At 73.7% G+C, this 22,701-nt stretch carries 18 protein-coding genes, 1 pseudogene and 1 riboswitch; of the genes and pseudogenes, 5 read left to right on the top strand and 14 right to left on the bottom strand.

From position 1 onward, the window contains the following. Positions 1 to 297 precede the first annotated feature (297 nt). On the bottom strand, positions 298 to 1,464 hold the full coding sequence (locus ABD879_RS26130) for a glutamate--cysteine ligase (protein ID WP_345024269.1): 1,167 nt from the start codon (positions 1,462 to 1,464) through the stop codon (positions 298 to 300). Positions 1,465 to 1,970: 506 nt separating this feature from the next. Here ABD879_RS26130 and ABD879_RS26125 point away from each other — a divergent pair. Continuing rightward, the gene (locus ABD879_RS26125) at positions 1,971 to 3,176 is read left to right on the top strand and encodes a D-alanyl-D-alanine carboxypeptidase family protein (RefSeq protein WP_345024268.1); all 1,206 of its coding nucleotides are present in this window, start codon (positions 1,971 to 1,973) and stop codon (positions 3,174 to 3,176) included. 73 nt (positions 3,177 to 3,249) lie between these two features. Here ABD879_RS26125 and ABD879_RS26120 read toward each other — a convergent pair whose 3' ends face one another. From ABD879_RS26120 to ABD879_RS26110, 3 genes are read right to left on the bottom strand one after another with little or no spacing between them, the layout of a single operon-like run. Further along, positions 3,250 to 3,897, bottom strand: a complete 648-nt coding sequence (locus ABD879_RS26120) for a 2'-5' RNA ligase family protein (protein WP_345024267.1) — start codon at positions 3,895 to 3,897, stop codon at positions 3,250 to 3,252. Then, a complete protein-coding gene (trpS, locus tag ABD879_RS26115) occupies positions 3,887 to 4,975 on the bottom strand; it encodes a tryptophan--tRNA ligase (protein ID WP_345024271.1) in 1,089 nt (362 codons plus the stop codon). Before trpS ends, ABD879_RS26120 begins: the two co-directional genes overlap by 11 nt. A gap of 18 nt (positions 4,976 to 4,993) precedes the next feature. Then, positions 4,994 to 6,124 carry a hemolysin family protein gene (locus tag ABD879_RS26110; protein WP_345024266.1) on the bottom strand — a complete coding sequence of 377 codons (1,131 nt, stop codon included), beginning with the start codon at positions 6,122 to 6,124 and terminating at the stop codon, positions 4,994 to 4,996. Positions 6,125 to 6,328: 204 nt separating this feature from the next. Here ABD879_RS26110 and galE point away from each other — a divergent pair, with 204 nt between their 5' ends. Continuing rightward, positions 6,329 to 7,297 (top strand): UDP-glucose 4-epimerase GalE, encoded by a 969-nt coding sequence (gene galE / locus ABD879_RS26105; protein WP_345024265.1) that lies wholly within the window; start codon positions 6,329 to 6,331, stop codon positions 7,295 to 7,297. Beyond that, on the top strand, positions 7,294 to 8,496 hold the full coding sequence (gene galK, locus ABD879_RS26100) for a galactokinase (RefSeq protein ID WP_345024270.1): 1,203 nt from the start codon (positions 7,294 to 7,296) through the stop codon (positions 8,494 to 8,496). The genes galE and galK overlap by 4 nt, the downstream gene beginning before the upstream one ends. Here galK and ABD879_RS26095 read toward each other — a convergent pair. The 5 genes from ABD879_RS26095 to ABD879_RS26075 form a co-directional block, all read right to left on the bottom strand. Next, positions 8,493 to 11,165 carry a hypothetical protein gene (locus ABD879_RS26095; RefSeq protein ID WP_345024264.1) on the bottom strand — a complete coding sequence of 891 codons (2,673 nt, stop codon included), beginning with the start codon at positions 11,163 to 11,165 and terminating at the stop codon, positions 8,493 to 8,495. The genes galK and ABD879_RS26095 overlap by 4 nt on opposite strands. After that, positions 11,162 to 12,934, bottom strand: coding sequence for an HSP90 family protein (locus ABD879_RS26090; RefSeq protein ID WP_345024263.1), 1,773 nt, complete (start codon positions 12,932 to 12,934; stop codon positions 11,162 to 11,164). Before ABD879_RS26090 ends, ABD879_RS26095 begins: the two co-directional genes overlap by 4 nt. A gap of 235 nt (positions 12,935 to 13,169) precedes the next feature. Continuing rightward, positions 13,170 to 14,159 (bottom strand): malate dehydrogenase, encoded by a 990-nt coding sequence (locus tag ABD879_RS26085; RefSeq protein ID WP_345024262.1) that lies wholly within the window; start codon positions 14,157 to 14,159, stop codon positions 13,170 to 13,172. A 269-nt stretch (positions 14,160 to 14,428) separates the two neighbouring features. Next, the gene (locus tag ABD879_RS26080; protein ID WP_345024261.1) at positions 14,429 to 15,643 is read right to left on the bottom strand and encodes an NADP-dependent isocitrate dehydrogenase; all 1,215 of its coding nucleotides are present in this window, start codon (positions 15,641 to 15,643) and stop codon (positions 14,429 to 14,431) included. Between the two features lie 112 nt (positions 15,644 to 15,755). Beyond that, positions 15,756 to 16,223 (bottom strand): DUF3017 domain-containing protein, encoded by a 468-nt coding sequence (locus tag ABD879_RS26075; protein ID WP_345024259.1) that lies wholly within the window; start codon positions 16,221 to 16,223, stop codon positions 15,756 to 15,758. A 312-nt stretch (positions 16,224 to 16,535) separates the two neighbouring features. On the opposite strand from ABD879_RS26075, the gene ABD879_RS26070 reads away from it, so the two are divergent. Beyond that, positions 16,536 to 17,261 carry an FHA domain-containing protein gene (locus ABD879_RS26070; RefSeq protein ID WP_345024257.1) on the top strand — a complete coding sequence of 242 codons (726 nt, stop codon included), beginning with the start codon at positions 16,536 to 16,538 and terminating at the stop codon, positions 17,259 to 17,261. Positions 17,262 to 17,989: 728 nt separating this feature from the next. Here ABD879_RS26070 and ABD879_RS26065 read toward each other — a convergent pair. From ABD879_RS26065 to purN, 4 genes are all read right to left on the bottom strand, one after another. Beyond that, the gene (locus ABD879_RS26065; RefSeq protein ID WP_345024256.1) at positions 17,990 to 18,841 is read right to left on the bottom strand and encodes a bifunctional methylenetetrahydrofolate dehydrogenase/methenyltetrahydrofolate cyclohydrolase; all 852 of its coding nucleotides are present in this window, start codon (positions 18,839 to 18,841) and stop codon (positions 17,990 to 17,992) included. Between the two features lie 70 nt (positions 18,842 to 18,911). Further along, positions 18,912 to 18,997: riboswitch (ZMP/ZTP riboswitch) on the bottom strand. A gap of 36 nt (positions 18,998 to 19,033) precedes the next feature. Beyond that, positions 19,034 to 19,213 (bottom strand): hypothetical protein, encoded by a 180-nt coding sequence (locus ABD879_RS26060; RefSeq protein WP_345024255.1) that lies wholly within the window; start codon positions 19,211 to 19,213, stop codon positions 19,034 to 19,036. 207 nt (positions 19,214 to 19,420) lie between these two features. Further along, on the bottom strand, positions 19,421 to 21,001 hold the full coding sequence (gene purH, locus ABD879_RS26055) for a bifunctional phosphoribosylaminoimidazolecarboxamide formyltransferase/IMP cyclohydrolase (protein ID WP_425549656.1): 1,581 nt from the start codon (positions 20,999 to 21,001) through the stop codon (positions 19,421 to 19,423). Continuing rightward, positions 20,964 to 21,641, bottom strand: coding sequence for a phosphoribosylglycinamide formyltransferase (purN, locus tag ABD879_RS26050; RefSeq protein WP_345024253.1), 678 nt, complete (start codon positions 21,639 to 21,641; stop codon positions 20,964 to 20,966). Before purN ends, purH begins: the two co-directional genes overlap by 38 nt. 134 nt (positions 21,642 to 21,775) lie before the next feature. Here purN and ABD879_RS26045 point away from each other — a divergent pair, with 134 nt between their 5' ends. After that, complete coding sequence (locus ABD879_RS26045) at positions 21,776 to 22,291, top strand: hypothetical protein (RefSeq protein ID WP_345024252.1); 516 nt, start codon at positions 21,776 to 21,778, stop codon at positions 22,289 to 22,291. Positions 22,292 to 22,301: 10 nt separating this feature from the next. On the opposite strand, the pseudogene ABD879_RS26040 reads toward ABD879_RS26045, so the two are convergent. Further along, a pseudogene (locus tag ABD879_RS26040) lies at positions 22,302 to 22,701 on the bottom strand (hypothetical protein); the annotation flags it as partial.

Here is a 22,701-nt window from a genome sequence, read left to right as displayed (position 1 = left end):
CCGCCGTGCGGTGCGGCCCCGGCCGCCCCCGGCGGCGCGGTCCGCGCCTGTTCGGCGTCGCCCGCGCCCGCCGCCCCCGCGGCGGCCGCTGGTTCAAGGCCGGGCATCACCCCGGGTCCCGGTTGTGTCATGTGCGCCCCCTGCGCGATGGCGGAGCCGAACGGCGTCCGCCCGGTGTTCTGTCCGGTGTTGGGTGGGCCCGCTCCGGGCGCGCGGCGCGCCCGCGAGACCCCGCGGTCCGGGTCGTGACCGGTCGCTCCGTCGGGTCCGGCGCGGTCCGCCGGGTCGGCGGGCCCCTCAGTTCCCGACATGTGCAACCTCCCCGAATGTGACGAACCTGTCCTCGGCGAACTCGACGATCGCGGCGTCGACGACGTTCTCCAGGGTGCCGCCCTCGGCGCGGATCGCGCGCTGGCGCTCGTACGACGCCCCGAATTCCAGGACATCCGACGCGACCTTGAGCTCCTCCGTACAGCCCAGCCGGTCGGCGACGGGTTCCAGTTCGCGTACCAGTTCGTAGAGATCGTCACGAAGCGGCGTGGTGTTCCCGGTGTCATCGGTGATGACGATGGCGTCCAGACCGTGGCGGGTGGCGCGCCACTTGTTGTCGCGCACCACCCAGGCCGCCGGGCGCGGCAGCGTGTAGCCGCGGTCCAGCTGCTGGTCGAACAGCGTCACCAGGCACTGGCAGAGCGCGGCCGCCATGCCCACTTCCCGCAGGGTGGGGATGCCGTCGAACATCCGGATCTCGACCGTGCCGAAGTTCGGATGCGGCCGGATGTCCCACCACACCTCCTTGATGCTGCGGATCGTACCGGCCCGCAGCAGCGTGGCCATGTAATCCTCGAACGCCGCCCAGTCGTCCAGCAGATGCGGAGGTCCGGCCGTGGGCAGCTGGCCGAAGACCACCGCGCGGCTGGACGCCAGTCCGGTGTCGTGGCCGCTCCAGAACGGGCTGGAGGCGGTGAGGGCGAGGAAGTGCGGCAGATAGGCCGACAGGGCGTTGACGATCGGGATCACCCGGTCGACGTCGCTGACGCCGACGTGGACGTGCACGCCGAAGGTCTGGATCCGGCGGGCCAGCCACTGCATCTGCTCGATGAGGTCGGCGTAGCGCTGCACCGGCGCCATGACCGCGTCCCGCCAGTCGCTGATCGGATGCGTCCCCGTGCAGGCCAGCGTGATGCCGCGGTCGGCGGCCGCCGACCGCAGCGCGGCCACCGTGGCGGCCAGGTCGTCCTTGGCCTCCCCCACGGTGTAGCAGACGTCCGTCACGACCTCGACGGTCGACTCCATCAGCTCGTGCCGGACCTTGTGGACGTCGCCGCCCTCGCTGAGCGACGGCAGCGCGGCCAGCACCTCACGCGCGTCCTGCCGCAGGTGCCTGGTCTCCGCGTCCACGAGCTGGATCTCCCACTCGATCCCCAGCGTCGGGCCGCGGGACGGGTTGAAGTCAATGGCCACGGCCAACCTCCGTCCACAATCCTTGCAGGTCGATGCGTGGCACGTGGCGCAATTCGGCCAGCGGGTCACTAAGCCTGGACAAACGCCGATCCAGGCGTCGGTCCGGGCCGGGACCGCTCTCCATCATGACGCCGGGTGCCGAGGAGCCGCAGGGCTCCGTGCCCGGCGCCGATCATTTGATCCGGAAGGACGACAACCGGACACGATCCGTGACTCATTTCGGTCATGGCAGTTCGGAAGAGCACCCTCCGAACGAACTAGTCCAACCTTTAATCTACCTGGTAACGATTCGTGATCACCCCGTCAGGGCGGCCCGGCGGCACACCGGGCGGACACCCGTATCACATCACTGTGAGCACGCGTGCGACGACGGTGATCCTCTTCCCGGACAGGCCGCGCAATCGTGGCTTAATCTTCGTGAAGTCACCGGGGACCGCCCCGGGACCGCAGGAGCGCCGTCCACGGACACGACGGCCGTGCCCGGACACGAACGCCATCGGGGAGCCATGAGAAGACCACCGCGCGCCGTCACCGCGATCGCCGTGCCGCCCGTCGCGGCCTCGCTCCTGCTCGTCCCCGCCCTGGCCGCGGCCCCGGCCGCCGCCGAGCCGGTGTCGCCCCCCGTGCAGTCGAGCGCGGTGACGGCCTCCCCCTCGGGGCCGCTGGGCGGGGCGCAGCTCGCCGGCAAGGGCACGATCGTCAATCCGGCCGCGGGCGTCCCGGCGGCGCCGAAGATCAAGGCGGCGTCGTACCTGATCGCCGACGGCGACACCGGCGAGGTGCTGGCCGCCAAGAACCCGCACGGCAGGTTCCTGCCCGCCAGCACCCTCAAGACCCTCACCGCGCTGACGCTGATCCCCAAGCTCAGGGCGGACCAGACCGTGCGGCCCTCGCAGGAGGCGTGCGACGTCGAGGGCACCAAGGTCGGCATGACGCCGAAGATGAGCTACAAGGTGTCCGACCTGTTCTACGCGCTGATGATGATGTCGGCGAACGACGCGGCGGTGACGCTGGCCGAGGCCAACGGCGGCATGGAGCGCACCCTGGCCGACATGAACGCCGAGGCCAGGCGGATCAACGCCCGCGACACCCTGGCCGGCTCCCCCAACGGCCTCGACCGCGACCTCGGCCTCAGCGTCAAGACGCAGCACACCTCCGCCTACGACCTGGTGCTGATCCTGCGCGAGGCGATGCGCAACGCCGACTTCCGCCGCTACGTCCAGACCATCGACCACTTCTTCCCCGCCCCGGCGACCAAGAAGGAGCGCAAGAAGGGCAAGAAGGTCGGCGGCTACCCGATCCACACCCACAACCGGATGCTGCCGGGCCAGTCGCACGCCTACCGGGGCATGCTCGGCGGCAAGAACGGCTACACCATCGCCGCCAAGCAGACGTTCGTGGCGGCGGCCCGCCGCGACGGCCACACGATCTACATCTCGCTGATGGGGGCCGACCGGCCGCCGTCCGACTACGCCGCCGAGCTGCTGGACTGGGGCTTCAAGGCGCGCGGCAAGGTCAAGCCGGTGGGCGAGCTGGTGCCGCCGGGCGACCTGACGCCGAAGAAGGCCGACGCCGGCAGCGGCGGCATGCTCGCCGACACGCCGCTGGGCGGCGGCTCGGCGGGCGGCTGGGGCCTGGCGGCGGGCACCGCCGGCGGCGCGCTGCTGGCGGCCGGGCTGGTGTTCGTGGCCGTCCGGCGGCGGCGCGGCTGAGGCGTCTCGTCCGGGCCGGGCGTTCTGTCCCGAGGCCGGGCGTCTCGTCTCGGCCGGGCGTCCCGTCCCGGAGTCAGGCGCCCCGTTCCGGCGGATCGGTGACGGTCCCGGTGCCGAACAGGAAGTCCCGGCGGGGCCGCCACACCCCGTCGGCCCCGTGCTCGTACAGCGAGAACCCCCACACCTGGAAGGCGGCCTCGTAGTCGGCCATCTCCTTGTAGGCGCGGTCCATCTGCTCGTCCGACAGGTGGTGCGCCACGGTCACGTGCGGGTGGTAGGGGAACTGCGGCCGCTGCCCCGGCGGGCCCGCCAGTACCTTCGCGTGCAGGCGCGCGCAGCCGTCTGTTCCTTCGGCCAGTGCCACGAAAACGACCGGTGAGACGGGTCGGAACGTTCCCGTACCGTGCAAGCGGATCCTGAAGGGACGCTCGGTGCGCGCCACCTGCGCCAGGTGCCGCTCGATGGCGCCGAGTTCGGCGGCGTCGATCTGCGAGGGCGGCAGCAGCGTGATGTGCGTGGGGATGCCGGACGCCAGGCGGTCGCCGAACGATTCGCGGACACGCTGCAGCTCGCGCCCGTAGGGGTCGGGAATCGGGATCGCGACCCCGATCGTGCGCGTGCCGTGCGTCTCGTGGCCCCCGGTGGCCTGTGTTGTCCCTGCGGGGGGTCCGCCCCCGGGGCGACCCCCCGCGCCCCCCGCCGGCTGGGAGCTAGTGGTCACGTCCCACGAATCCAACGCGGTCGCGCACGACCTCCATCGTGCGCTCGGCGGCCTCGCGGGCGCGGGCGGCGCCGTCGGCCAGGATGCGGTCGAGCCGGTCCTCGTCGGCCAGCAGCTTGTGGGTGCGCTCGCGGATCGGGGTGAAGGTGTCCACCACGAGCTGGGCCAGGTCCTTCTTGAACTGGCCGTAGCCGCTGCCGGCGTACCGCTGCTCCAGCTCGGGCACGGCGGTGCCGGACAGCGCGGAGTAGATCCGCAGCAGGTTGGTGATGCCGGCCTTGTTCTCCTCGTCGTAGCGCACCTCGGTGCCGGTGTCGGTGACCGCGCGCATGATCTTCTTGCGCATCGGGCCCGGCTCCTCCAGCACGTCGATGATGCCCTGCGGGGAGGACGCCGACTTGCTCATCTTGGCGGTCGGCTCCTGCAGGTCGGTGATCTTGGCGGCGCCCTCGGGGATGTAGGCCTCGGGGATCGCGAACGTCTCGCCGAACCGCTGGTTGAAGCGCTGCGCCAGGGTGCGGGTCAGCTCCAGGTGCTGGCGCTGGTCCTCGCCGACCGGCACCCGCAGCACCCGCCCGGCCGCGCCCTCGCCGGGGCCGGGGGTGTAGAGCAGGATGTCGGCGGCCTGCAGCACCGGGTAGGTGAACAGCCCGACCGTGGTGCCCGCGGTGCCCTGCTTGGCGGACTTGTCCTTGAACTGGGTCATCCGCCCGGCCTCGCCGAACCCGGTGAGGCAGCCCAGGATCCAGCCCAGCTCGGCGTGCTCGGGCACCTGGCTCTGCACGAACAGGGTGGCCCGCTCCGGGTCGACGCCCATGGCCAGCAGCTGGGCGGCCGCGATCTTGGTGCGGCGGCGCAGCGCCGCCGGGTCGTGCCGGACCGTGATGGCGTGCAGATCGACCACGCAGTAGAAGGTCTGGTGGGTCTCCTGCATCGCCACCCACTGCCGCAGCGCCCCCAGGTAGTTGCCGAGGTGGAAGGAGTCGGCGGTGGGCTGGATGCCGGACAGCACGCGCGGGACGGCCGGGGCCGACGCGGCTCCGGCACCGGCGGCTTCGGAAGTGGGCGCTACGGACATATGCACAGACCGATTCTCTCAGACCCGGCCCGGAGGGGCGTCGTCACCGGGGGCGGCCGCGGGGTTTTCACGATCGTCCGGACGTGCGGGACGGTCCGGTTCCCCTTCAAGGTCGCCGGCGGGCGGGACGCCCCCGCGCGCGGGGGTGTGCGGAGCTGACGGGACCGCCGGCGCCGCTGGGGCCGCCGGCGTGACGCGCACGCGGGCCACCCGGCGCCCGTCCATGCGGGCGACCGCGAGCCGGTGACCGGCGGCCTCCACCGCGTCGCCCTCGCCGGGCACGCGGCCCAGGGCCGCCATGATGTGGCCCGCGACCGTCTCGTAGGGGCCCGCGGGCAGCCGGATGCCGGTCGCCGCGGCGAACTGGTCCAGGTTGAGCAGGCCGTCCACCTCGACCACCCCGCCGTGCAGCCGGCGCGCCTGCGCGTCCTGCACATCATATTCATCGCGAATGTCCCCGATGAGCTCCTCGACCAGGTCCTCCAGCGTGACGATCCCGGCGGTGCCGCCGTACTCGTCCACCACGATCGCCAGGTGGTGGCCCTCGCGCCGCATCTCCGACAGCACCGGCAGCACCCGCTGCGAGGCGGGCACGAACTTCACCGGACGCACCAGCTCCCCCACCGGCACCGCGCGGTCGGCGGTCTCCAGCACCAGCAGGTCCCGCAGGTGGACGAACCCGATCACCTCGTCGTGGGAGTCGCGGCACACCGGGAACCGCGAGTGCGGGCTGGCCGCCGCGATCTTCGCCGCGCTCGCCAGCGGCAGCGCCGCGTCCAGGAACACCACCTCCGTGCGCGGCACCAGCACCTCGCGCAGCGGCCGCTCCCCCGCGACGAGCACCTCCTCGATCAGCGTCCGCTCGTCGTCGGTGAGCTCGGTGGCGGCCGCCACCAGGGCCCGCATCCGGTCGGCGGTGATCTCCTCCCGGACGGCGTCCGGATCGCCCCCCGCCAGCCGGACCACAAGGTCGGCGGAGCGCGACAGCAGCCGCACCAGCGGGCGGACCGGCTTGCGCGGCTGCCGCGGACGGTCCGCCACGGCCGCGCCCCGCGGCCCGGCGGCCGCCGGCGGCCCGAGCGGGTCGGGCAGGTCGGGCAGGTCGGAACGGCTCCCGCGCGGCGGCGGGGCGCTGCTGCGATCGTTCATGTCGGTGGTCCGTCCGCCCTTCGCGAACCGATGATCCTTCCGCAGGACGTACCCGCGGCGAAGGTCCGTCACCGGCCCGCGTCCGCAGGCTATCGTTGCGGGACTTCTCAGGTTCGGTTTATGCGGCGCGGATAGCGTGGGCAGCCGATCACTCGCGTCGGCGACCGGCCGGGGCGGATCCGTCGAACTTGGAGGTAACGACACGTGAAGCTGCTCGTCACGGGGGGCGCCGGCTACGTGGGCGGGGTCGTCGCCGCCCAGCTGCTGGACGCCGGGCACGAGGTCGTCGTGCTGGACGACCTGTCCACCGGGCACGCCGACGCCGTCCCCGAGGGCGCCCGGCTGGTGCGCGGCACGCTGCGCGAGGCCGCCTTCGGCGTGCTGGACGGCGCCGGCTTCGACGCGGTGCTGCACTTCGCGGCCCGCTCGCTGGTCGGCGAGTCGGTGGAGAAGCCCGGCCTGTACTGGGACAACAACCTCGGCGAGTCGCTGGCGCTGCTGGACGCGATGCGCCGCGCCGGGGTGCCCCGGATCGTGTTCTCCTCCACCGCCGCCACCTACGGCGAGCCGGAGTCCACGCCGATCCTGGAGACCGACCCGACCCGGCCGACCAACCCCTACGGGGCGTCCAAGCTGGCCATCGACACCGCGCTGGCCGAGTACGCGCGGCTGCACGGCCTCGGCGGGGTCTCGCTGCGCTACTTCAACGTCGCGGGCGCGCTGCTGGACGGCGGCCGGGTGCAGGGCGAACGGCACACCGTCGAGACGCACCTGATCCCGAACGTGCTGAAGGTCGCGCTCGGCGAACGCGAGAAGGTCATGGTGTTCGGCGAGGACTACCCCACGCCCGACGGCACCTGCGTGCGCGACTACATCCACGTCGTCGACCTGGGCGTGGCGCACCTGCTGGCGCTGGAGGCGTGCGAGCCGGGCGTGCACCAGATCTTCAACCTGGGCAACGGCAACGGGTTCTCGGTCCGCGAGGTGATCGAGGTGTGCCGGGAGGTCACCGGGCACCCGATCCCGGCCGAGCCGCATCCGCGCCGGCCCGGCGACCCCGCCGTGCTGGTGGCCTCGTCGGACAAGATCAGGTCGGCGCTGGGCTGGAAGCCCGAGCGGGACCTGCGGGCCATGGTCGCCGACGCGTGGGCGTTCGCCCGGCGGGCTCGATGACGGCGTCCGACCCGCGCGCGCTGGCCGCCGCGTTCACCGAGGCGTACCGGCGCGCACCGGAGGGCGTGTGGCGCGCCCCCGGCCGCGTCAACGTGATCGGCGAGCACACCGACTACAACGACGGGTTCGTGCTGCCGTTCGCGCTGCCCCAGGGCGTGTCGGTGGCGGCGGCGCGCCGCGACGACGGCGTGCTGGAGGTGCGGTCCCTGCAGGCCGCCGAGTCGGGCGTCACCGTGCCGGTGGACCCGCACGCGCCCGAGGCGCGCCGCTGGCGCGACACGGCGCCGCAGCGGGAGCGGTGGGCCGCCTACCCCGCCGGGACCGCCTGGGTGCTGCGCGAGCACGTGGCGTCCGCGCCGATCGGCGGGGCGTCCCTGCTGATCGACGCGGACCTGCCGCAGGGCGCGGGCCTGTCGTCGTCGGCGGCGCTGGAGTGCGCCACCGCGCTGGCGCTGTGCGAGCTGTACGGCGCGGCCGACCTGCTGACCCCGGCGGGGCGGCGGGAGCTGGCCCGGCTGGCGCAGCGGGCCGAGCACGAGTACGTCGGCATGCCCTGCGGGATCATGGACCAGTCGGCGTCCCTGCTGTGCACGGCGGGCCATGCGCTGATGCTCGACTGCCGCAGCGGCCTGTCCGCGCAGGTGCCGCTGCCCCTGGCGGACGCCGGCCTGACCCTGCTCGTCGTCGACACCCGCATGCAGCACGAGCTGGCCGACGGCGACTACGGCAACCGCCGCGCCGAGTGCGAGCGGGCCGCCGAGCTGCTCGGCGCGGCCGCGCTGCGCGACGTCAAGGACCTGCCCGCCGCGCTGAACGCCCTGGACGACCCGGTGCTGCGCCGCCGCGTCCAGCACGTGGTGACCGAGAACCACCGCGTGGAGGCCGCCGTGGGGCTGCTGCGGGCGGGCGCGGCGGCCGAGCTCGGCGCCCTGCTCACCGCCTCCCACCTGTCGCTGCGCGACCAGTTCGAGGTGTCCTGGCCGGGCGCGGACGTCGCGGTCGAGGAGGCGCAGCGGGCGGGCGCGCGCGGCGGGCGCATGGTCGGCGGCGGGTTCGGCGGTTCGGCCATCGTGCTCACCCCGGCCGACCGCGCCGACCGGGTGAGCGAGGCCATCCGCGCCGCCTACGCGCGGCGCGGATGGCAGGAGCCGCGGTTCCTCACCGCCGTCCCCGCCGACGGCGCCCGCCGCCTGCTCTAGAGCCGCCCGCGGATGTCGTCGCGCAGGGCGGCGGCGGTCTGGGCGGCGTCGGCCGCGCCGACCGCGGCGAACCCGTCGACGGCCCGGCTCGCCGCCTCCAGGGCGTCGGCGAGCCGGCCGAGGGCGGCCAGCATGCGGGCCTCGTCGTAGCTCAGCGCCGCCTCCTCCCAGGCCGCCGCGGCCTCGTGCTCCTCCGCGGGCAGCTCGCCGAGGGCCCGCCGGGCGTCCGCCATCTCCTCCAGGGCGCGGTCGCCGTTGCCGCCCCACGCGCGGCACAGCGCGCCCCGGCGGCGGCAGCGCACCGCGCCGAACGGGTCGCCGGCCTTGGCGAACGCCTCGGCGGCCCGCAGGAACTCGTCGGCGGCGCGGGCGTCCTTGTCCAGGCCGGTGAGCACGTCGGCGGCCGTCTCCAGCAGCCGCGCGGCCTCGGCGGGGTCGTCCTCCTCCTCGGCCAGCGCCGTGAAGATCTCCGCGGCCTGCTCCTCGCCGAGTTCGCGCTGGGCGTGCGCCAGGATGAACCGGCAGCGGCGTTCGGCGGCCGGGTCGTCCACTTCGGCCAGCATGGGCGCGGCCTCCTCGGCGACCTCCGCCGCCTCGAAGTACCGCCCCGTGGACATGTACGCGGCGGCCAGCTCGACCCGGGCGTAGGCGGCCTGCGGCCGGTGGCCGAGCGCGGTGAACCCGGCCACCGCCTCCACCATGTCGGCGACGGCGTCGGCGGCGCGCTCGCACGTCAGCAGCAGGGAGCCGCGTTCGGCGTGCGCGGCCGGCGCCAGCCCGGGCGGGCCCGCGGCCGCGTTGGCGACGGCCTCGTCGAACGCCTCCAGCGCGGCCTCCGGATCCCGCGCGTCGCCGTACGCCAGCACCCGGCCCAGCAGGAGCGCCGCCTCGGCCAGCCGGCCCGGCTGCCCGGCCTCCCGGAACGCGGCACACGCCGGGCGCAGCGCGGCGGCGGCCTCCGCGTCGCGGCCGAGGACGCTGAGCCCGCGGCCCCGGTGCAGCTCCACCTCGCCGAGGTCGCGCGGACCGGACGGCGCCAGACCGTCCAGCGCGGCCAGGCCCTCCTCCGGGCGGTCGCCGCGCAGCAGGGCGTCGGCCAGCCGCATGCGGGCGTCGAACGCGTGCTGCGACCCCGCGTCGTGCTCGTCGAGGAAGGCGGCGGCGGCCCGCATCAGCGCGACGCCTTCCTCCGGCTCGCCCGTCACGCACAGCAGCGCGCCGATGCGGCTCAGCCCGCTCTGCTCGCGCACCCGGTCGCCCGCCTCGGCGAACAGCTCCACCGCCCGCCGCCACTCCGCCAGCGCGGCCCCGTACTCGCCCCTCGCCAGAAGCTCCGCGCCGCGGCCGTCGGTGCGCCGCGCCGACTGCAGCGGAGTGAGCGGGCGGTCGCCCGCCGCCTCGTCGAACCGCCGCCACGCCGCCAGCGCCCCGTCCAGGTCGTCCGCCGTGCGGGCCTCGTCGGCCGCGTCGAGCAGCGCGTCCAGGTCGGTCATGCCGGACAGGTCGCGGCGCGGCGCGGCATCCGGCTCCGGCTCGGGCCGGGCCGGGACCGGCGCCGGGGCGGGACGCCGGCGGTCGTGGGCGGTCAGCGGCAGGTGCTCGACGACCGGCTCGTCCGCGAGCGTCCGCTCCACGTTGTCGCCCTGGTAGGAGGTGCCGTTGCGGGCGTCGAAGCGGGCCGCGATCTCGCGGGCGCGCTCCGCCAGCTCCGCCCGCAGCTCGGCCACCGTCACCTCGCCGGCCCCGCCCGGGCGGCGCACCGCCGCGTCCCCGGCGCCCGCCTCCTCCATCCGGCGCAGCAGCAGCGCGCCCGCCGCGGCGAACTCCATGGCGTCGCACGGGCTCGGCGCCCGGTCCAGCCACCCCAGATGCCGCTGGAGGATCTCGAACCCGCGCGGCTCGTTGCCCGTCACCGCGCAGAACCACAGGTGCTCGCCGACCAGCGACAGGTTCGCCACGCTGGAGCGCACCAGCCGGTACGCGCGGCGGTGCGCGTCGCGCGCCTCCTCCAGCCGGCCCGTGCGCAGGTAGACCGGCAGCAGCGCGGTCAGGATGCCGTGCGGCTGCTCGCTGCAGGTCAGCTCGTCGCCCAGCACCGGCGCCGCGACGGCCAGCGCCTCCTCGTCGCGCCCCCGGACCTCCAGGTGCCGCACCATGCCGGTCGGGTCGCAGCCCTGGCAGTCCGACAGCCCGTCGCGCGGCGCCGCCTGCCACCTGGCGTACCACTCGTCGGCGGCGTCGAGGTCGCCCACGTGCCGCGCCACGATGTTGCGGTAGTGGTACACCGCCTGCAGGCTGTACCCGCCGGCGCGGTACCGGCGCTCCATGTCGTCCAGTACCGCGTACGTGCGGTCGAGCGGCACCTCGGGGAACAGCGTCAGCGAGTTGACGATCCACTTGAAGTGCCACAGCAGCCGCGCCTCGGCGTCGTGGCGGGACGGGTCGCGGTCGTGCTCGGCCAGGCACCGGCTGAACGTGGTGAACGCCTTGGCCGGCTCGCCGCCGTACTGGTAGGCGCCGGTCAGCGACATCCGCACCCGGAACGCCAGCCGGTCGTCGCCCGCCGCCTCGGCGCGCCGCAGCGCGTCCTCCACGAGCACCGTCTTGGCCTCGCCGTACGGCAGCTCCTGGGCCCGCGCCATCAGCTCGTGGACTTCAGCGGTGCTCATTTTCCGGCCTCCGGGTCGTGTACGGCCCAGTCGAGCAGGCCGAGGAACGAACGGTTGAGAACGGCGGTGTCGGCGGGGCGCAGCTGGTGCTGCCCGAGCAGCAGCGCCTGCCCGTACAACCCCTGGACGGCCAGTTCGATCAGGCCGTCCTCGGTCAGTGCCGTGATGCGCCGGGTCAGCGGGTTGCGGTGGTTGAGGACGAGCTGCGGCCGGTCGGCCTCGACGGCGTCGTCCAGCGCGCCCAGCACGTCCGACCACAGGTCGTCGGCCAGCTCCCTGGCCTGCGACAGCTCCTGCCGGTGCTGCGCGGCGCGGCTGGTCAGGTACAGCGCGGGCAGCGACGCGGGGTCGAAGTCGCGGATCACCACCTCGCAGCCCAGCCGCTCCAGGGCGCGCTGCGCCGCCGCCAGGAACGGGCGCAGCGCCAGTTCGGCCGCCGGGTCCACCACGCCGAAGTGGGTGGCCAGCTCGGCCGGTTCCAGGCGGCGCAGCGCCGCGTCCGGGTCGATGTCCGGCAGCCGCTCGATGATCTCGACGTCGTGCACGTAGCCGCCGTTGACCAGCCCCACGCCCTGCGCGCCCGCCACCGCCGACAGCCGGCGGAACTCCTCCACGCTGCCGGTGTAGCGCAGCTCGGCGTGCCGCCTGCGGAACTCGGCCAGCGTCATGGGGCCCGCGGAGGTCTCGAACTCCAGCCAGTGGTCGACGATCCGCAGCATGTCGTCGTCGTGCAGCGCCATCGCCTTGACGCCCAGCCCGTGCAGCCGCAGGAAGCCGCGCAGCCGCGCCGGGTCGGTCTCGGCCAGCCGCACCAGCCACTGCCGCAGCCGCTCGCCCAGCGCCCGCCGGGCCGACTCCAGCAGCTCGTCCTCGTACAGCGCCTCCCGGCTCGCGGTGGGGCGCAGCTCGCCGGCGTCCACCACGCAGCGGACGAAGAACGCCCAGTCCGGCAGCAGCCCCTCGACGTTCTCGGCCAGCAGCATCCGCTTCAGGTACACCCGGTGCGCGCCCCGGGCGGTCGGCGACACCGCGTGCGGCAGCACGAACGCCACACCGGTCAGCCCGGCCTCCGGCACGTCCAGGTCGATCACGTCGAACGGCTCGAAGCCGAACAGGTCGCGGCAGTAGGCGTCCAGCGCGCGCCGGCGCCGCGCCGGATCCGGGTGCGCCGCCTGCCAGGGCGCGCCGTCGCCGGTGATCCGCTCGCCGTCGACCGTCACGGTGACCGGCAGCAGCGCCCCGTACGTGCGGGCCAGCTCGGCCACCACCCGCGGCTTGAGCAGTTCGGCGGTTCCGGGGCGGGGCCGCAGCGTCACGGTCGTGCCCGGCTCGTCCCGGTCGCCCGGCTCGACGCGGTACCGGCCGTCGGCCAGGCCCGTCCACCGCACCGCCGCCGCGTCGGGCGCCGCCGCCGACCGGGTCTCCACCTCGATCTCGTCGGCCACCAGGAACGCCGACAGCAGCCCGATGCCGAACTGCCCGAGGAAGTCGTGGCGCGCGAAGCCCAGCTCGTCCCGTTTGGACGACCGCCCGATCGTGGCCAGCAGCCGGTGCACCTCGTCCTCGGTCAGCCCGACGCCGTCGTCGTGCACGCGCAGCCGCCCGCCGCCGGTCTCGATCCGCACCGTGCCGCCCGCGCCGCCCCGCGCCGTGATCGCGTCCACCGCGTTCTGCAGCAGCTCCCGCAGGTAGACGCGGGGGCTGGAGTAGAGGTGGCGGCTGAGCAGGTCGACCACGCCCCGAAGATCTACTTGAAAAGCCTGCTCCACCCCGTATGTCCTCCCGCCCCTCGGCCGTCCCGCCGCTCGGCCGCCATCGCCGTCCAATGGCTGATCAGCCACCTTAGCGGTAGGAAAGCACCGTCCTCCGACATTTCCCACCGGCGTTCGCGCAGCGGAAAGGGCCCCGGACCGCGGGGTCCGGGGCCCGGGGGGCCTGCCGCGGCCGGTGCGGGCCGCGCCGGTTCAGGTCGTGCCGTTCAGGCCGTGTCGCTTCGAGCCGGGGTCAGACCAGGCCGAGCTTGCGCACGGCGTCCCGCTCCTCCGCCAGCTCGTTGACCGAGGCGTCGATGCGGGCCCGGGAGAAGTCGTCGATCTCCAGCCCCTGGACGATCTCCCAGCGGCCGTCCTTGCAGGTCACCGGGAACGACGAGATCAGCCCCTCGGGCACCCCGTAGGAGCCGTCCGACGGCACGGCCATGGACGTCCAGTCGCCCTCCGCCGTGCCGTTCACCCACGTGTACACGTGGTCGATGGCCGCGCTGGCCGCGGACGCGGCGCTGGACGCCCCGCGCGCCTCGATGATCGCCGCGCCGCGCTTGGCGACCGTCGGGATGAAGTCGTTCTCCAGCCACTCGCGGTCGTTGACCGTCTCGAACGCGTTCTTGCCGCCGATCTCGGCGTGGAAGACGTCCGGGTACTGGGTGGCCGAGTGGTTGCCCCAGATCGTCATCTTCTTGATGTCGGCGACGGACACGCCCGCCTTCTTGGCCAGCTGCGCCAGCGCGCGGTTGTGGTCGAGGCGGGTCATCGCGGTGAACCGCTCGGCGGGCACGTCCGGGGCGTTCTGCTGGGCGATCAGCGCGTTGGTGTTGGCCGGGTTGCCGACGACCAGCACCTTGATGTCGTCGGCGGCGCCGGCGTTGATGGCCTGGCCCTGCGGCTTGAAGATGCCGCCGTTGGCCTCCAGCAGGTCGCCGCGCTCCATGCCCTTGGTCCGCGGCCGCGCCCCGACCAGCAGCGCGACGTTGGCGCCGTCGAACGCGGGGGTCGGGTCGTCGAAGATGTCGATGCCGGTCAGCAGCGGGAAGGCGGCGTCCTCCAGCTCCATGGCGGTGCCCTCGGCCGCCTTGACCGCCTGCGGGATCTCCAGCAGCCGCAGGCGTACCGGGACGTCCGCGCCGAGCAGCTGCCCCGACGCGATGCGGAACAGCAGCGCGTAGCCGATCTGGCCCGCGGCGCCGGTGACGGTGACATTGACTGGGGTGCGAGTCATGCGTTCATCTCCTGCTGTGACCTGACGGGGCCGGTCGGCCTCCGGTGGTTTACCGGCGCGGACGCCCCGGGGCGGGCCGCCGCGCGGTTTGTCTCGTTGTCGAGATACCGCCCGCCAGGCTATCGCGCGCCCCCGCGGCGCTTCCCGCCAGGTGTGCCGGCCGTGTACCCCGCAGCGGCGCGCCTACGCCCGCACGAACCGGAGCCGGAAAAGCCGGAGGCCGCCCCGGGTTCGCCGGGGCGGCCTCCGCGACGCCGCGAGGGGTCACCTCACTTGGCGACCTTCTTCTGCAGGTTGACGTCCAGGGCCTCCAGGAACTCCTGCGTGGTGAGCCAGCTGTCGTTGCCGACCAGCAGGGCGAGGTCCTTGGTCATCTGGCCGTTCTCGACGGTCTCGATGCAGACCTCCTCCAGCGCGCGGGCGAACCCGATGACCTCGGGCTGGTTGTCCAGCTTGCCGCGGTGGGCCAGACCCCGCGTCCAGGCGAAGATGGACGCGATCGGGTTGGTGGAGGTCGGCTTGCCCTGCTGGTGCTGCCGGTAGTGCCGGGTGACGGTGCCGTGCGCCGCCTCGGCCTCGACGGTGCGGCCGTCGGGGGTCATCAGCACGGAGGTCATCAGGCCGAGCGAGCCGAAGCCCTGCGCCACCACGTCGGACTGGACGTCGCCGTCGTAGTTCTTGCAGGCCCAGACGAAGCCGCCCTCCCACTTGAGGGCCTGGGCGACCATGTCGTCGATCAGCCGGTGCTCGTAGGTGAGGCCCTTGGCCTCGAACTCGGCCTTGAACTCGGTCTCGTAGATCTCGGCGAACAGGTCCTTGAACCGGCCGTCGTAGGCCTTGAGGATCGTGTTCTTGGTGGACATGTACAGCGGGTAGCCGCGGTCCAGCGCGTAGCGCATGGTCGCGCGGGCGAAGTCCCGGATCGAGTCGTCGAAGTTGTACATGCCCATGGCGACGCCGCCGCCGGGGAACTTGGCGACCTCCATCTCGATGGGCTCGCCGCCGTCCTCGGGGACGTAGGAGATCGTCACCGTGCCGGGGCCGGGGACGACGAAGTCGGAGGCGCGGTACTGGTCGCCGTGCGCGTGCCGGCCGATGATGATGGGCTTGGTCCACCCGGGGACAAGGCGCGGGATGTTGGACACCACGATCGGCTCGCGGAAGACCACGCCGCCCAGGATGTTGCGGATCGTCCCGTTGGGCGACCGCCACATCTTCTTGAGGCCGAACTCCTCGACGCGGGCCTCGTCCGGGGTGATGGTCGCGCACTTGACGCCGACGCCGTGCTCGCGGATGGCGTTGGCGGCGTCGACCGTCACCTGGTCGTCGGTGGCGTCCCGGTTCTCGATCCCGAGGTCGTAGTACTTCAGGTCGACGTCCAGGTAGGGCAGGATCAGCTGGTCCTTGATGAATTTCCAGATGATCCGCGTCATCTCGTCGCCGTCGAGTTCGACGACCGGGCCCGCTACTTTGATCTTGGGCATGCTGTTGCTGTCCCTCTTCCTACACCGGCCGGCAGTCCTTGTAAGGCTCAACTGGTTAGGCTAGCCGACCGCCCATACCGGTCTAGACCTGCCCCTTACCTCACACTTTCCATCACAAGGGGTGAACTGGGACGCCCTCGGCATCGCCCGCCGGGCGCCGGTGCGCGCCGCGCCGTTCGACGAACACGTACCGCAGCACGCGCAGCAGCCCGGCCAGCCCGACCAGCACGCCGAAGGCGGCGGCCACGGCCAGGCCCGCCTTGTTCATCGGCGGGATGCTGAGGGCCGCGAAGGCGGTCAGCTCGCCGAGGACGACCAGCGTCCAGCAGTCCAGCGAGCGGCTGCGCACCGCCAGCAGCCCGAGCTGGGACTCCGGCAGCAGCGCCCGGGCCAGCGCGCCGAACAGCAGCGCGGCGGCGATCAGCATCGAGCCCTTGCGGAAGTAGGCCATCGAGCACAGCACCAGCCCGCCGGCCACGCCGCACAGCACCAGCAGGTAGGGCAGCCGGCTCAGCCGCCCGACCCGCGCGCCGCCCGCTCCCGGGGCCCGCCTCCGCCGCCGGCCCAGCTCCGCGCTCATCACTCTCCCACCGACCTCACCTAAAGGTCTGGACACCCCAACCGTAGCGGTTGGAATTCCCGCCCGTGGCGCCCAACGGACCGTGTGGATGCCTTACGCATGTAACGTCTACAGCGAAAGCATTTTCCACCGCTTTGCGGGAGCGAGGTTGAAAATTGACAGCCGTTCGGGCGGGACACCTGGGGTTACACGAACGCAGTGGGACGCCGGACGCCTTGTGGCGTGGGTCCTACTCACCGGTAGGAGGGTGTGGCGCCAGCGGGTCCGGGTAACCCGGCAGACAGGGGTCGCTAACTAGCTGGGAGGACTGCCGTGGAGGGGCCGTTCATGCGGATCGAGGACAGCGGCCTGGTGATGCCGCTGCGCCCCGACGTCACGACGGTCGGGCGAGGGCGCGGAGTCGACATCCGCCTCGACGACCCGAGTGTGTCCCGATTGCACGCAGAGATCGTTCGGCGCGGCCCGTACGTCTATGTCGTCGACATGGGCCTGTCCCGCAACGGGACCAGGGTCAACGGCCGCCCGATCGCCCGCCGCGTACTGGAGGACGGCGACGTCGTGAGCTTCGGCACGGCGCGCTGCCGGATGGGGGGCATCCCCCGGGAGGAGGTCGATCCGGACGTCGAGCTGCGGCGCGCCGTGGCCCCCGAGCTCACCCGCCGGGAGGTCGACGTGCTGACCTCGCTGTGCCGGCCCGCCCTGTCGGACGAGGCGTTCGTCGCGCCCGCCACCGCCCGCGAGATCGCCGCCGACCTGGTGGTCACCGAGGCCGCGGTCAAGCAGCACCTGCTGCGCCTCTACCAGAAGTTCCGGATCCCCGAGGGCGCCAACCGGCGCACCCGCCTCGCCAACGAGGTCATCGCGATGGGGCTCGTCCGCCCGCTGCCGCCGGTGCACGTGCCGCAGCAGAACCGGACGCCGGTGGACGCCCGCACCGCGGAGGTCCGCCGCCCCGGGCACGCCCCCGGCCACCCGCCGGGCCGCATCGGCACGCCCGGCCGGCCCCCGGCGGGCGCGGCGGGGCGCCGGGCGAGCTGACCTGACGCACTGAGCTTGCGGCCGCCCCCACGGCAGCGCAATCGGGGAGCGGCGCGCAAGGTTCGCCCGTACGGGGCCATGCGCCGAGGGCCACGGCCCCGTACGGGCGAACCCCCGCCCACCTCAAGCCACAACACCGAGCCCCGGCCACGCGGGCACTCACCGGTCACGCTGGGAGCCCCCGGCCACATCAAGGCCCAGACGACCACACCGACGACAAGGCAACCACGCCAAAACGCCGGGGGCGCACTGCACACACAGAGCACCGCGCATCCAGCAGCAGCCGCATGTGCACCCACCACCACGCTGGTACCGCGCTGCCACACCGGCTCAGAGGGCCACGCCGAAGCCGAACGACCTCGTCGGCAGCCACCGGTCACACCAAACCCCAGACACCGGAGACAAGGCACCCACGCCGAAACACCGGGGAGCGCCGCGCGCACAGGGGCACCGCGCGTCCGGCGGCAGCCGCATATGCACCAACCGCCACACCGGTGCCGCACTGCCACACCGGCTCAGACGGCCACGCCGAAGCCGAACGACCTCGCCGGCAGCCACCGGTCACACCAAACCCCAGACACCGGAGACAAGGCACCCACGCCGAAACACCGGGGAGCGCCGCGCGCACAGGGGGCACCACGCGCTCAATCACAACCGTGTGTGCCCCCACCACCGCGCTGTGCCGCGCTGCCGCATCGGTTCAGGCGGTCACACCGGAACTGCGCGGTTCAGGCCGTCGCGGCTTCGGCGGCTTCGACGACGTTGGCCAGGAGCATGGCGCGCGTCATGGGGCCGACGCCGCCGGGGTTGGGGGCGACCCAGCCCGCCACCTCGTGGACGTCCGGGGCGACGTCGCCGGTCAGCTTGCCGTCCACCCGGGACACGCCCACGTCCAGCACGGCGGCGCCGGGCTTGACCATGTCCGCGGTGATCAGCCCCGGGACGCCGGCGGCGGCCACGACGATGTCGGCCTGGCGGGTGTGCGCGGCCAGGTCGCGGGTGGCGGTGTGGCAGGACGTCACGGTGGCGTTCTCGGAGCGGCGGGTGAGCAGCAGGCCGAGCGAGCGGCCGACGGTCAGGCCGCGGCCGACGACGGTGACCTCGGCGCCGCGCAGCGGGACGTCGTAGCGGCGCAGCAGCTCCACGATGCCCTTGGGGGTGCACGGCAGCGGGGCGGGCCGCATGAGGACGAGCCGCCCCAGGTTGACCGGGTGCAGGCCGTCGGCGTCCTTGGCCGGGTCGATCAGCTCCAGCACGCGGTGCTCGTCCAGGCCCTTGGGCAGCGGCAGCTGGACGATGTAGCCGGTGCAGGCGGGGTCGGCGTTCAGCTCGGCGACGGCGCGTTCGACGTCCTCCTGCGAGGCGTCGGCGGGCAGGTCGCGGCGGATGCTCTCGATGCCCACCTCGGCGCAGTCGCGGTGCTTCATGTTGACGTAGGCGTGGCTGCCGGGGTCGTCGCCGACCAGCACGGTGCCGAGGCCCACGCGGACACCGCGTTCGCGCAGCGCGTCGACCCGCTTCTTCAGATCGGCCCTGATCTCCGCGGCCGTAACCTTGCCGTCCAGGATCCGTGCGGTCATATGCACCTCCGCGCTGTCGTGGCCGGGTCTTCCGTACGGACGGGCTCGTCGCGGGTTCCCCGGCTGCCGTCCCGTACACCCAGGCGCGCGGTGTCCGGATGTCGTTCGCTCCCCGGTGGTGACTCCACCTTGTCCGCGCCAGTCGCGTCCCCGCCATGCTATCGGCCGGGGCCGGGCCGCGGCGCGGGCGGATCAGTCCTCGTCGGGGCGGCCGTGCCAGGAGATCAGGCGGTCGGTGCCGTGCCAGCCGAGCTGGGCGGCCAGGATCGCGGCCAGGGCGGCGGCGACCAGGCCGATCAGCTGCCGCGCCTCCAGGAGCACGGACGTGGTCTGCACGACCATTCCCACCAGCACGGACACAACGGAGTCCATCGCGCCTCCAAGGGCTCAACGGTGATCGCCCGCCACGGACACGGGCCGGGCCACGGACGCGCCGGACGTCATCGGGGGTGCGGACGCGACCGACGGCGAGGCTACCAAGCCACCCGGGATGAAACCGCCCAGACCAGTACATACAGCCCGCCCACCGCGGACGCCGCCGGCCCGGTGCGGCGCACCGGGCCGGCGGACGCGGCGGCGTCAGTGGAAGAAGTGGCGCACGCCGGTGAAGTAGAGCGTGATGCCCGCGTCCTTGGCGGCGGCGATCACTTCCTCGTCGCGGATGGACCCGCCCGGCTCGACGATCGCCCGCACGCCCGCCTCGGCGAGCACCTGCAGGCCGTCGGGGAACGGGAAGTAGGCGTCGGACGCGCCGACCGCCGAGGCGGCCCGGTCGCCCGCCCGCGACACCGCCAGCCGCGCCGAGTCGACCCGGTTGACCTGGCCCATGCCGACGCCGACGGTGGCGCCGCCGGCGGCCAGCAGGATCGCGTTGGACTTGACCGAGCGGCACGCCTTCCACGCGAACGCCAGGTCGCGCAGCGTGGCCTCGTCGGCGGGGGCGCCGGTCTTCAGCTCCCAGTTCGCCGGGTCGTCGCCGGGGGCGTCCACCTTGTCGACGCTCTGCAGCAGCACGCCGCCGTCGATGCGCCGGTACTCCTCGGCGCTCGCCGGCCCCTCGGGGCAGCGCAGCAGCCGGATGTTCTTCTTGCGGGTGAGGATCTCCAGGGCGTCCTCGTCGAACCCCGGCGCCACGACGACCTCGGTGAACACGTCGGCGACCTGCTCGGCCATCGCCGCGGTCACCGGGCGGTTGACCGCGATGACGCCGCCGTAGGCCGACACCGGGTCGCAGGCGTGCGCCTTGCGGTGCGCCTCGGCCACGTCCGCGCCGACCGCGATGCCGCACGGGTTGGCGTGCTTGATGATCGCCACGGCGGGCTCGGCGAAGTCGTAGGCGGCGCGGCGGGCGGCGTCGGCGTCGACGTAGTTGTTGTACGACATCTCCTTGCCGTGCAGCTGCTCGGCGCCCGCCAGCCCCGCCGGGCCGCCCTGCGCCGTGTAGAGCGCGGCGCGCTGGTGCGGGTTCTCCCCGTACCGCAGGACGGCCTTGCGCTCCCAGGCGGCGCCGAGGAAGTCCGGCCAGCCCGACTCGGCGGCGTCGGCGTCGGCCGCGTACGGGCCGGCGAACCAGGACGCGACCGCCACGTCGTAGGCGGCGGTGTGCGCGAACGCGCGCGCGGCCAGGCGGCGCCGCTGCTCCAGCGTGAAGCCGCCCGCCGCCACGGCCTCCAGCACCTGGCCGTAGTCGGCCGGGTCGACGACGACGGCGACGCTGGCGTGGTTCTTGGCGGCGGCGCGCACCATCGTGGGGCCGCCGATGTCGATCTGCTCGACGCACTCGTCCGGCTTGGCGCCCGACGCCACGGTGGCGGCGAACGGGTACAGGTTCACCACGGCCAGGTCGAACGGCTCGACGCTCAGGTCCTCCAGCTGCTGGACGTGGTCGTCCTTGCGGCGGTCGGCCAGCAGCCCGGCGTGCACCTTGGGGTGCAGGGTCTTGACCCGCCCGTCCAGGCACTCGGGGAACCCGGTGAGCTTCTCGACCTTCATGACGGGCACCCCGGCGGCGGCGATCCGCCCGGCCGTGGAGCCGGTGGAGACGATCTCCACCCCGGCCTCGTGCAGGCCGCGGGCCAGCTCCTCCAGCCCCGTCTTGTCGTACACGCTGATCAGCGCGCGCTTAATCGTCACCCGACTCACCGGCCGAGCTCCCCTCATCGTCTCCGTCTACGGACGTGTCGCAGGTCCTGCACTTCATGGAGACCCGTCTGCCCCGCTGGGTCCAGCCGTCGCGGGCCAGGCGGCCCACGACCTCGACCAGCAGCCGCCGCTCCACCTGCTTGATGCGCTCGTGCAGGGTCTCCTCGTCGTCATGCCAGCCGACCCGGACGGCCTCCTGGGCGATGACGGGTCCGGTGTCCACGCCTTCGTCGACGAAGTGAACGGTACAGCCCGTCACCTTCACCCCGTAGTCCAGGGCTTGGCGGACGGCGTGCGCCCCGGGGAAGGCGGGCAGCAGCGCGGGATGGGTGTTGATGGTGCGGCCCCCGAACCGCTCCAGGAAGCGGGGGCCGAAGATCTTCATGAACCCGGCGGAGACGACCAGGTCCGGCTTGTGCTCGGCGACGGCGTCGGCGAGGGCGGCGTCCCACTGCGCGCGGTCGGGGAAATCGGGCAGGCGGACGACGAACGTCGGCAGCCCGGCGCGTTCGGCGCGCGCCACGCCGCCGGTGCCGTCGCGGTCTGCGCCCACGGCCACCACCTGCGCACCGTAGGCTGGATCCGAGCACGCGTCGAGCAGCGCCTGCAGGTTGGTCCCCGCACCGGAGACGAGGACGACGAGCCGGGCGGACACCATGACTCCCTGGTGGACGTTGGGGTTGACGGACCTGCGCGGCAGTGTCCGGGGCACTGACCGCCCAGCACGAAGCCTATCGGCCGTGCTCGGCAGGCCCCAAAGCGCATCGATCCCAGCGGCCAGGAGGAACGAACGTGAGTGAGCAGCCGGGCCAGGGCGACGGCGGCAACGTCCTTCGCCAGGACACCGGCCGGACCCCCGGCGACGACACTGCCCACGGTGGTCCAGCGGGCCCGCCGCCTCCGGGGCGCCCCCCGGTGAACGCGCCCGAGGAGCGCAACGGCTGGCGGGCCCTGTGGCTGGGCGTCGGCGCGCTGGTACTGGCGTGGCCCATGTTCCCGGTGGGCGTGGTGCTGGGCGTGGCGTCGCTCGTGGTGGGCGCCAAGGCCCAGCGGCGCGCGCGCCGGCGCAACGTTCTCGCTCCCGGCGCCACCCCCGGCATGGTGCTCGGCGCGGTGGGGCTGGCCATGGCCGCGGCGGCGGCCGCGATGGCGGTGGTGATCGGACCGGAGACGACCGGTTACAACAAGTGCATGCAGACGGCCAACACCAAGATCGACGAGGAGGCGTGCCGCGACCGGTACCTCCCGAAGATCGAGGAGAAGCTGCACCTCCCCGAGGGCAGCCTGTCCGGCGCCGTCCTCCCCTAGCGTCCTCCCGCTAGCGGTCCGGTTCGTCCTTCAGGACGTAGATGGCGCCGCCGCGGTTCTCGGTGCGTTCGCGCGGTTCGGGCCCGGCCGCGTCGTCGTGGGACGGCCGCCGCTCGTCCTCCTCGGGCTCCGGGGCTCTCGGCTCGGGCGCGTAGGGACCGGCGGCGGGCCGCTCGTGCCCCTCCCGGTGGCCGTCCCCGCCCCGCGGGGCCAGGTCGGGCAGCGGATCGGCGGTGCGCGGCCGGTTCCGCGGGGCGCGGCGCGGCGCGAGGACGGGTTCGGCCTCCTCGAATTCGAGCGGGTCGGCGGTGTAGGGCGACTGCGGCGGCGCCGGCGCGGCGGCGGGCCCCGGCGGCGCCTGCGGCGGCGCCGGCGCGGGCGGCTCCTCCGCCGTCTCCACCGCCTCCGGC

Origin of the sequence: Actinomadura keratinilytica, assembly GCF_039539665.1 — a bacterium.
Classification (GTDB): domain Bacteria; phylum Actinomycetota; class Actinomycetes; order Streptosporangiales; family Streptosporangiaceae; genus Spirillospora; species Spirillospora keratinilytica.
Note: the sequence above shows the minus strand (reverse complement) of the source record. Positions and strands in the feature narration are given on the sequence as shown.

Excerpts from the sequence above, each read along its gene's own strand:
- ABD879_RS26125 (WP_345024268.1), top strand. The coding sequence starts at position 1,971 with ATGAGAAGACCACCGCGCGCCGTCACCGCGATCGCCGTGCCGCCCGTC.
- trpS (WP_345024271.1), bottom strand. The coding sequence starts at position 4,975 with ATGTCCGTAGCGCCCACTTCCGAAGCCGCCGGTGCCGGAGCCGCGTCG.
- ABD879_RS26110 (WP_345024266.1), bottom strand. The coding sequence starts at position 6,124 with ATGAACGATCGCAGCAGCGCCCCGCCGCCGCGCGGGAGCCGTTCCGAC.
- galK (WP_345024270.1), top strand. The coding sequence starts at position 7,294 with ATGACGGCGTCCGACCCGCGCGCGCTGGCCGCCGCGTTCACCGAGGCG.
- ABD879_RS26095 (WP_345024264.1), bottom strand. The coding sequence starts at position 11,165 with ATGAGCACCGCTGAAGTCCACGAGCTGATGGCGCGGGCCCAGGAGCTG.
- ABD879_RS26085 (WP_345024262.1), bottom strand. The coding sequence starts at position 14,159 with ATGACTCGCACCCCAGTCAATGTCACCGTCACCGGCGCCGCGGGCCAG.
- ABD879_RS26080 (WP_345024261.1), bottom strand. The coding sequence starts at position 15,643 with ATGCCCAAGATCAAAGTAGCGGGCCCGGTCGTCGAACTCGACGGCGAC.
- ABD879_RS26075 (WP_345024259.1), bottom strand. The coding sequence starts at position 16,223 with ATGAGCGCGGAGCTGGGCCGGCGGCGGAGGCGGGCCCCGGGAGCGGGC.
- ABD879_RS26065 (WP_345024256.1), bottom strand. The coding sequence starts at position 18,841 with ATGACCGCACGGATCCTGGACGGCAAGGTTACGGCCGCGGAGATCAGG.
- ABD879_RS26060 (WP_345024255.1), bottom strand. The coding sequence starts at position 19,213 with ATGGACTCCGTTGTGTCCGTGCTGGTGGGAATGGTCGTGCAGACCACG.
- purH (WP_425549656.1), bottom strand. The coding sequence starts at position 21,001 with ATGAGGGGAGCTCGGCCGGTGAGTCGGGTGACGATTAAGCGCGCGCTG.
- purN (WP_345024253.1), bottom strand. The coding sequence starts at position 21,641 with ATGGTGTCCGCCCGGCTCGTCGTCCTCGTCTCCGGTGCGGGGACCAAC.